Consider the following 8,438-nt stretch of genomic DNA (forward strand, 5'->3'; position numbering starts at 1 on the left):
TTCCCACGCAGAGCGTGGGAACGATCGTTCGTTACATCGCGCGATGTAAATCGCGCTACAACAACTCCCCTTTATCCCAAAGCCGCACCAGTTCCCCGGGGGCGCGGTCTTCGGGCACCTTCAACACCACCTCATCATTCTGCTCGCCGACGCGGTAGCGCAGTTCGATCTGATAAAAACGCTGGTCGCTGCCGCCGGAAGCAGAACTGGCCAGCGGCAGACAACCCTCCAGCAAGACGCAGATGCGCGATCGCTGGTCGATACTGCATTGGGCGAATTCGATCTCCCGGGGGCGGGTCAAGGCCTGGATCGCTGCAAAACCACCCTGGCGTGAAAGGCGAACAACGGCTTGATCATCCAGTGTCGGCAGCTTTTTCATAAGTCCTCCTTCGTCGGGTCGACGCCCACTTCGGTCCAGCCATGATGCACGGCCCGGGCTTCAATGGCACTGAAACGCAGCCTGGCATGCTCAACGGTCAGTTTCGCGAAGGCAGCGAATGATGCCTCGCGGCTCAGGCGCCGATCGCACAACGCGTCATACCAGATGCGGCCGGTTTTCTCCCAGGCAAAACCGCCCAGTGCTTTGGCCGCCAGATAAAACGCCCGATTGGGGATGCCCGAGTTGATGTGCACCCCACCATTGTCCTCTTGGGTGATGACGAATTTGCGCATGTGATCCGGTTGCGGGTCCTTGCCCAGCAGCGGGTCGTCATAGGCAGTACCCGGATGGGCCATGGAGCGCAGTCCCAGGCCCTTGATACGCGGTGTCAGCAAGTCGGCGCCGATCAACCAGTCTGCCTGATCCACGACTTGCCCCCACAGAAACTGCTTGATCAGTACACCGAAGACATCCGACAGCGATTCATTCAACGCCCCGGACTGGCCGGCGTACACCAACCCGGCTTCGCTTTCGATCACGCCGTGGGTCAACTCGTGGCCGACCACGTCCAGTGAGCGGGTAAAGCGCTCGAAGATCTCGCCGTCACCGTCACCGAAGACCATTTGCGAGCCGTTCCAGAAGGCGTTCTCGTAGTGCTGGCCGTAATGCACGCTGCCAATCAAGGCAAAGCCCTTGTTGTCGATCGAGTCTCGACCCAGCACCTTCCAGAAGAAATCGTAGCTGGCACCGAGCGCGTCATAGGCTTCGTCGACCGCCGGATCACCGCTCGCCGCCTGACCCTCAAGGCGCACCGGCCTGCCCGGCAGCAACGTTTTCCCCTGGGCATCGTGGATACTGCGTTGCGCCTGACCGGGTTTGGTGGGCGCCGGCAGGATCGCGGCCGCTGGCGGTCGCGACGGTGGGCCAGGCATGTGGCGCAAGGTGCGTACGTGGGTCAGCGTGGATAGGGCGCTGGAACGCTGGTGTGCGGAACCGTGTGCGACGATTCGGTTGAGAATGTACGGCGGGATGAAGCTGCGTAGCGCTTGGGAGTCGTTCATCAGAGGGTCCTTTTCTGAATACGCAAGTCGATACTTATGTGAGCGGCTGAAGGACTTTGGGTTCCAACGATTGCCATCAATGCCGGTTTCTGCGAAAACCACCGCCCGCACCCGAAAGACCAGGGCACTGTAAATGAGTATGGACATGAATGACGAACTGCAAATCATCGACCTCTTGCCCGGCGACGGAAAAGCCGCCGTCAAAGGCGCACTGATCACCACGCAATATCGCGGTTGGCTGGAAGACGGCACTGAATTCGACTCTTCCTACAGCCGAGGCAAGCCTTTCCAATGCGTGATAGGCACCGGTCGGGTAATCAAGGGCTGGGACCAGGGCATCATCGGCATGCAGGTCGGCGGCAAACGCAAGTTGCTGGTGCCGGCGCACCTGGCCTACGGCGAACGCACGATGGGCAAGATCCCGCCCAATTCGAACCTGGTGTTTGAAATTGAATTGCTGGAAGTGCTGACGCGGGATGATTGATGCCTGGTGATCTTCATCGACCAGGTAAAAAAAATCGCCGCCTTCGAATCCGAGGGCGGCGATTTTTATGGCGGATGGGCGTCAGGTCAAACCTTGACGATCCAGCCCGCTGGCGCTTCGACGTCGCCGGTTTGCACGCCGGTCAGCTCTTTGTAGAGCTTCTGGGTGATCGGGCCGACTTCGGTTTCGCTGTGGAACACGTGCAGATGGTCTTTGTAGCTGATACCGCCGATCGGCGTGATCACCGCGGCAGTACCGCAGGCACCGGCTTCCTTGAAGTCCGAGAGCTTGTCGATCAGCACGTCGCCTTCGATCACTTCCAGGCCCAGACGGGATTTGGCCAGCTCGATCAGCGACAGACGGGTGATGCCCGGCAGTACCGATGGCGATTTCGGGGTCACGAACTTGTTGTCGTGGGTGATCCCGAAGAAGTTGGCCGAACCGACTTCCTCGATTTTCGAGTGGGTCATCGGGTCCAGGTAGATGGCGTCGGCGAAGTGCGCCTTCTTGGCCTGGGAGCCCGGCATCAGGCTGGCGGCATAGTTGCCACCGACCTTGGCGGCACCGGTGCCTTGCGGCGCGGCGCGGTCGAAGCTGGAGATGAGGAAGTTGTGCGGGGTCAGGCCGCCCTTGAAGTAGGCGCCCACCGGGATGCAGAAGATCGAGAAGATGAACTCGGGTGCGGTGCGCACGCCGATGTTGTCGCCCACGCCAATCACGAACGGACGCAGGTACAGCGCGCCGCCAGTGCCATACGGCGGAATGAAACGCTCGTTGGCGCGAACCACGGCCTTGCACGCTTCGATGAACTGCTCGGTGTCCACGTGCGGCATCAGCAGGCGGGCACAGCTGCGCTGCATGCGCAGGGCGTTCTGGTCCGGGCGGAACAGGTTGATCGAGCCGTCCTTGCAGCGATAGGCCTTCAGGCCTTCGAAGCATTGCTGACCATAGTGAAGGGCAGTGGAGCCTTCGCTGATGTGCAGGACGTTATCTTCGGTCAGGGTGCCTTTGTCCCACTCGCCATTGCGAAAGTACGACAGATAGCGCTTGTCAGTCTTGATGTAGTCAAAACCCAGCTTGTCCCAATTGATGCTTTCGTTACCCATGACACCCTCTATCACTTAACAACCGTCGAAACGGTTCAAGGCTTCTGACGTTTTTTGGATGGGGACAACAATACTTCATTCCGGGCCTGTTTCGCAGCCCGAATTCATGTCTTTGATCGTTCCCACGCTCTGCGTGGGAATGCCTCATCGGACGCTCCGCGTTCGGCGGTTGGGACGCAGAGCGTCCCGGGCTGCGTTCCCACGCAGAGCGTGGGAACGATCAGGTGGAGAGATTACAGGTGCAACGCATGCCCCAGCGCCCGCAATGCCGCTTCCTGCACAGCCTCGCCCAGCGTCGGATGGGCATGAATGGTGCCGCCGATGTCTTCCAGGCGCGCGCCCATTTCCAGGCTTTGCGCGAATGCCGTGGACAGTTCGGACACCCCGACGCCCACAGCCTGCCAGCCGACGATCACATGATTGTCCCGACGGGCGACCACGCGCACGAAGCCACTTTTCGACTCCAGCGTCATGGCCCGGCCATTGGCGGCGAACGGGAAGCTCGACACGATGCAATCCAGACCGCCAGCCTTGGCCTCGTCCGGGGTCTTGCCGACCACCACCAGTTCCGGGTCGGTGAAGCACACGGCAGCGATGGCGGTGGGGCTGAACTCGCGGGATTTACCGCTGATCAGTTCGGCGACCATCTCGCCCTGGGCCATGGCCCGGTGCGCGAGCATTGGTTCGCCGCTCAGGTCACCGATGGCATAAACGTTGCGCATGCTGGTCTGGCAACGGTTGTCGATCTTGATCGACGGGCCGTTCATTTCCAGGTTCAGCGCTTCGAGGTTCCAGCCCTGGGTGTTCGGCTTGCGACCGACGGCCACCAGCACCTGATCGGTTTCAAGGTTCAGGGTGCCGCCTTCCGGATCCAGAACTTGCAAGGTATTTGCTTTTGAATCAAAGCCTTGCACGCTGTTCTTCAAGTAAAGCTTCACGCCAAGTTTTTTCAGTTCGTCGTGCACCGGTTGCGTCAGCTCGGCGTCGTAGGCCGGCAGGATGCGCTCCTGGGCTTCTACCACGCTGACTTCTGCGCCGAGTTTGCGATAGGCAATGCCCAGCTCCAGGCCGATGTAGCCGCCGCCGACCACAATCAACCGCTTCGGTACGGAGGTCGGTGCCAAGGCTTCGGTGGACGAAATGATCGGCCCGCCAATTGGCAGCATGGGCAGGTTCACGCTCTTGGAACCGGTGGCCAGCACCAGGTGCTCGCACTGGATGCGCGTGTCGCCGACTTCCACGGTCTTGCCGTCGATGACCTTGGCCCAGCCCTGAATGACCTGGACCTTGTTCTTTTTCAGCAGCGCCGCGACGCCGGTGGTCAGGCGATCGACGATACCGTCTTTCCATTCCACGCTTTTGCCGATGTCCAGGGTCGGTGCCGAAACGCTGATACCCAAGGCCGAATGCTGGTTGTGGTGTTGCGTCTGATGAAACTGCTCGGCGACGTGAATCAGTGCCTTGGACGGAATGCAGCCAATGTTCAGGCAGGTGCCGCCCAGGGATTGGCCTTCCACCAGAATGGTCGAAATGCCCAACTGGCCAGCACGGATCGCCGTCACATAGCCGCCAGGGCCGCCGCCGATGATCAGCAGCGTGGTGTTCAAAGTCTGCATCGCTTACTCCAAAAACAAGGTCGCGGGTTGTTCGAGCAGGGCACGAACAGCCTGGATGAATTGCGCTGCGTCCATCCCATCGACCACGCGGTGATCGAAGGAGCTGGAGAGGTTCATCATCTTGCGAATCACGATCTGGCCTTTAATGACCATCGGACGTTCGACGATCTTGTTCACGCCGACGATTGCCACTTCCGGCAAGTTCAGCACCGGGGTGCTGACAATGCCGCCCAAGGCGCCGAGGCTGGTCAGGGTGATGGACGAGCCCGATAGCTCGTCGCGGCTGGCCTTGCCGTTGCGTGCCGCGGTGGCCAAACGTGAAATTTCCGCCGCGTTGTCCCACAGACTGCGGGCTTCGGCATGACGTACCACGGGCACCATCAAGCCGATATCGGCCTGGGTGGCGATGCCCACGTGCACGGCACCGAGGCGGGTGATGACCTGGGCTTCGTCGTCGTAGCGAGCGTTGATCTGCGGGAAGTCGCGCAGGGCGACGACCATGGCGCGTACCAGGAACGGCAGCAAGGTCAGCTTGCCGCGAGTGGCGCCATGTTTTTCATTGAGGTGCGCGCGCAGTTCTTCCACGGCGGTCACGTCGATTTCTTCGACATAACTGAAGTGAGCGGCGCGCTGGGTGGCGTCCTGCATGCGCTGGGCAATCTTGCGGCGCATGCCGATGACCTGAATCTGCTCTTCATCGTTGCGTTGTGCGTAAGCACTGCTGGCGGACGAGGCATTGGTTTGACCTTGGGCCAGATAGGCGTCGAGGTCTTCATGCAGTACCCGACCGGCCGGGCCGGAGCCGCGTACCAGGCGCAATTGAATACCGAGGTCCAATGCGTGTTTGCGCACGGCCGGGGAAGCCAGCGGGCGCTCATCGGCTTCGCGAGCCACCATCGGTCCCTGGCAAACAGCGGCCGGACGTGGTGCGGCGGCAGCGACGGGTTTGCTTTCCACCACGGCTTCGACTTTCGGTGCGGCCACCGGTGCTTCTTTAACCACAGCAGGCTGCGCCGACTCTTTAACGTTGCCAGCGCCTTCGACTTCAATGCTGATCAGCACGCTGCCGACCGCCATCACTTCACCCGGCTGGCCGCCCAGCGCGATGACCTTGCCATGCACTGGCGACGGAATATCCACCATCGCTTTATCGGTCATGACATCGGCCAGCACCTGATCTTCGACGACCATGTCGCCGACTTTGACGTGCCATACCGACAATTCAACTTCTGCAATGCCTTCGCCAATGTCCGGCATTTTAATAACGTGCGTGCCCATTCAGACCTCCATGACCCGTTTCAAAGCCGCGCCCACACGGGACGGACCAGGGAAATACGCCCACTCTTGCGCGTGCGGGTAGGGGGTGTCCCAGCCAGTGACGCGTTCGATCGGCGCTTCCAGGTGGTGGAAGCAATGCTCTTGCACCAGCGCCGTCAGTTCGGCACCGAAGCCGCACGTGCGGGTGGCTTCGTGAACGATCACGCAGCGCCCGGTTTTCTTCACCGATTTGGTAATGGTTTCCAGGTCCAGCGGCCACAGGCTGCGCAGGTCAATGACTTCGGCATCCACACCGCTTTCTTCAGCGGCGACTTGCGACACGTAGACGGTGGTGCCGTAGGTCAGAACGGTGACGTCCTTGCCCGGACGGGCGATCGCGGCAACGTCCAGCGGTACGGTGTAGTAACCGTCCGGAACCTGAGCGGCAGGGTGTTTCGACCACGGGGTTACCGGACGCTCGTGGTGGCCGTCGAAGGGGCCGTTGTACAGGCGTTTTGGCTCAAGGAAGATCACCGGGTCATCGTTTTCGATGGAGGCGATCAGCAGGCCCTTGGCGTCGTAGGGGTTGGATGGCATCACGGTGCGCAGACCACACACCTGAGTGAACAGTGCCTCGATGCTCTGGCTGTGGGTCTGACCGCCGTAGATGCCGCCGCCGCAAGGCATGCGCAGGGTCATCGGCGCGGTGAACTCGCCGGCCGAGCGATAACGCAGGCGCGCGGCTTCGGAAATGATCTGGTCGTAGGCCGGGTACACGTAGTCGGCGAACTGGATCTCCACCACCGGACGCAGACCGTAGGCACCCATGCCCACGGCGGTGCCGACGATACCGCTTTCGGAGATCGGCGCATCGAACACCCGCGAGGTGCCGTATTTGGTTTGCAGGCCTTCGGTGCAGCGGAACACGCCACCGAAGTACCCGACGTCCTGGCCGAAGACCACGACGTTATCGTCACGCTCAAGCATCACATCCATGGCCGAGCGCAGGGCCTGGATCATGGTCATGGTGGTCGTGGTCATGGCGGTGTCCAACTGAATATTGTTGTTGTGATCGTTCATGTCAGATCCCCAGCTGCTGACGCTGGCGCTTCAAGTGCTCCGGCATCTCTTTGTAGACGTCTTCGAACATGGTCGCGGCGCTTGGAATCTGGCCACCGGCCAAGGTGCCGAATTTCTCGGCTTCTTTCTGCGCGGCGATCACTTCGGCTTCCAGCTCGGCGCTGACGGCGGCGTGCTCCTCTTCGGACCAGTGACCGATCTTGATCAGGTGCTGCTTGAGGCGCGCAATCGGGTCGCCCAGCGGGAAGTGGCTCCAGTCGTCGGCAGGACGGTATTTGGACGGATCATCTGAAGTCGAGTGCGGGCCGGCGCGGTAGGTGACCCATTCGATCATGGTCGGGCCGAGGTTGCGGCGGGCACGTTCGGCGGCCCAGGCGGAGGCGGCGTAGACCGCAAAGAAATCATTGCCGTCGACCCGCAGCGAGGCGATACCGCAACCGACGCCACGACCGGCGAAGGTGGTGGCTTCACCACCGGCAATGGCCTGGAAGGTGGAGATTGCCCACTGGTTGTTCACCACATTGAGAATCACCGGAGCGCGGTACACGTGGGCGAAGGTCAGGGCGGTGTGGAAGTCGGCTTCAGCGGTGGCGCCATCGCCGATCCAGGCGGAGGCGATTTTGGTGTCGCCCTTGATTGCCGAGGCCATGCCCCAGCCCACCGCCTGGACGAACTGGGTGGCAAGGTTGCCGGAGATGGTGAAGAAACCAAAATCCTTGACCGAGTACATGATCGGCAACTGACGCCCTTTGAGCGGATCGCGCTCGTTGGACAGCAGTTGGCAGATCAGGTCCACCAGCGGGACTTCGCGGGCCATCAGGATGCTTTGCTGACGGTAGGTCGGGAAGCACATGTCGTCGACGTTCAACGCCAGGGCCTGGCCGCTGCCGATGGCTTCTTCGCCGAGGCTCTGCATATAGAACGACATTTTTTTCTGACGCTGGGCGACCACCATGCGGTTGTCGTAGATCCGCGTCTTGAGCATGGCACGCATGCCTTTGCGCAGGATGTCCACCGGTACGCCTTCGGCCCAGGGGCCCAAGGCATTGCCCTGGTCGTCGAGCACACGAATCAGGCCACGGGCCAGGTCTGCCGTGTCAGCCGGTTCAACGTCGATAGGGGGTTTGCGCACTGTGCCGGCGTCGGTCAGGTGCAGGTAGGAGAAGTCGGTTTTGCAGCCGGGGCGACCCGAGGGTTCGGGGACGTGCAGGCGCAGCGGTTCGTACGCTTGGTTCATGGCTTCTACGCTCGATCTTGTGAATTTCTTGTAGTGAGCTGACAGATTTCATTCGGTGGAAGAAATCTTGTCCTACAACAATCATAGGCCCGGCCAAGAAGAATATTTTTCTGTGTTTCGTTGCGTTCAAGGTCATTTCCAGATAAAAAATCTGCATAAACATAAAAAACAGGTGTTTTTGTCTCATGCGCAAACTGGACCGTACCGATATCGGCATT

The 8,438-nt window shown here is 60.7% G+C and carries 9 protein-coding genes; 1 reads left to right on the forward strand and 8 read right to left on the reverse strand.

Translation table 11 applies throughout. The annotated features are described in order from the left end of the window. Positions 1 to 55 precede the first annotated feature (55 nt). Positions 56 to 379 (reverse strand): protealysin inhibitor emfourin, encoded by a 324-nt coding sequence (locus tag ACRESJ_RS25090; RefSeq protein WP_431760311.1) that lies wholly within the window; start codon positions 377 to 379, stop codon positions 56 to 58. Next, positions 376 to 1,440 carry a M4 family metallopeptidase gene (locus ACRESJ_RS25095; RefSeq protein WP_431760312.1) on the reverse strand — a complete coding sequence of 355 codons (1,065 nt, stop codon included), beginning with the start codon at positions 1,438 to 1,440 and terminating at the stop codon, positions 376 to 378. Before ACRESJ_RS25095 ends, ACRESJ_RS25090 begins: the two co-directional genes overlap by 4 nt. 145 nt (positions 1,441 to 1,585) lie before the next feature. Here ACRESJ_RS25095 and ACRESJ_RS25100 point away from each other — a divergent pair, with 145 nt between their 5' ends. Then, positions 1,586 to 1,924 (forward strand): FKBP-type peptidyl-prolyl cis-trans isomerase, encoded by a 339-nt coding sequence (locus ACRESJ_RS25100; RefSeq protein ID WP_431760313.1) that lies wholly within the window; start codon positions 1,586 to 1,588, stop codon positions 1,922 to 1,924. 86 nt (positions 1,925 to 2,010) lie between these two features. Here ACRESJ_RS25100 and ACRESJ_RS25105 read toward each other — a convergent pair whose 3' ends face one another. The 6 genes from ACRESJ_RS25105 to ACRESJ_RS25130 form a co-directional block, all read right to left on the reverse strand. Further along, positions 2,011 to 3,030: a branched-chain amino acid aminotransferase gene (locus ACRESJ_RS25105; protein ID WP_431760314.1), complete on the reverse strand. Its 1,020-nt coding sequence runs from the start codon at positions 3,028 to 3,030 to the stop codon at positions 2,011 to 2,013. A 233-nt stretch (positions 3,031 to 3,263) separates the two neighbouring features. Next, complete coding sequence (lpdA, locus tag ACRESJ_RS25110; protein ID WP_431760315.1) at positions 3,264 to 4,646, reverse strand: dihydrolipoyl dehydrogenase; 1,383 nt, start codon at positions 4,644 to 4,646, stop codon at positions 3,264 to 3,266. Positions 4,647 to 4,649: 3 nt separating this feature from the next. Next, complete coding sequence (locus tag ACRESJ_RS25115; protein WP_431760316.1) at positions 4,650 to 5,924, reverse strand: dihydrolipoamide acetyltransferase family protein; 1,275 nt, start codon at positions 5,922 to 5,924, stop codon at positions 4,650 to 4,652. Continuing rightward, positions 5,925 to 6,983: an alpha-ketoacid dehydrogenase subunit beta gene (locus ACRESJ_RS25120; protein ID WP_431760317.1), complete on the reverse strand. Its 1,059-nt coding sequence runs from the start codon at positions 6,981 to 6,983 to the stop codon at positions 5,925 to 5,927. 1 nt (position 6,984) lies between these two features. Beyond that, entirely contained in the window at positions 6,985 to 8,220 is a 1,236-nt protein-coding gene (locus tag ACRESJ_RS25125) for a 3-methyl-2-oxobutanoate dehydrogenase (2-methylpropanoyl-transferring) subunit alpha (RefSeq protein ID WP_431760318.1), read from the reverse strand. 5 nt (positions 8,221 to 8,225) lie between these two features. Beyond that, a partial coding sequence (locus tag ACRESJ_RS25130; RefSeq protein ID WP_431760319.1) for a hypothetical protein occupies positions 8,226 to 8,438 on the reverse strand: 213 nt, incomplete at its 5' end.

Origin of the sequence: Pseudomonas sp., assembly GCF_050739655.1 — a bacterium.
Classification (GTDB): Bacteria; Pseudomonadota; Gammaproteobacteria; order Pseudomonadales; family Pseudomonadaceae; genus Aquipseudomonas.

Excerpts from the sequence above, each read along its gene's own strand:
- ACRESJ_RS25120 (WP_431760317.1), bottom strand. The coding sequence starts at position 6,983 with ATGAACGATCACAACAACAATATTCAGTTGGACACCGCCATGACCACG.
- ACRESJ_RS25115 (WP_431760316.1), bottom strand. The coding sequence starts at position 5,924 with ATGGGCACGCACGTTATTAAAATGCCGGACATTGGCGAAGGCATTGCA.
- ACRESJ_RS25125 (WP_431760318.1), bottom strand. The coding sequence starts at position 8,220 with ATGAACCAAGCGTACGAACCGCTGCGCCTGCACGTCCCCGAACCCTCG.
- ACRESJ_RS25100 (WP_431760313.1), top strand. The coding sequence starts at position 1,586 with ATGAATGACGAACTGCAAATCATCGACCTCTTGCCCGGCGACGGAAAA.
- ACRESJ_RS25095 (WP_431760312.1), bottom strand. The coding sequence starts at position 1,440 with ATGAACGACTCCCAAGCGCTACGCAGCTTCATCCCGCCGTACATTCTC.
- ACRESJ_RS25090 (WP_431760311.1), bottom strand. The coding sequence starts at position 379 with ATGAAAAAGCTGCCGACACTGGATGATCAAGCCGTTGTTCGCCTTTCA.
- lpdA (WP_431760315.1), bottom strand. The coding sequence starts at position 4,646 with ATGCAGACTTTGAACACCACGCTGCTGATCATCGGCGGCGGCCCTGGC.
- ACRESJ_RS25105 (WP_431760314.1), bottom strand. The coding sequence starts at position 3,030 with ATGGGTAACGAAAGCATCAATTGGGACAAGCTGGGTTTTGACTACATC.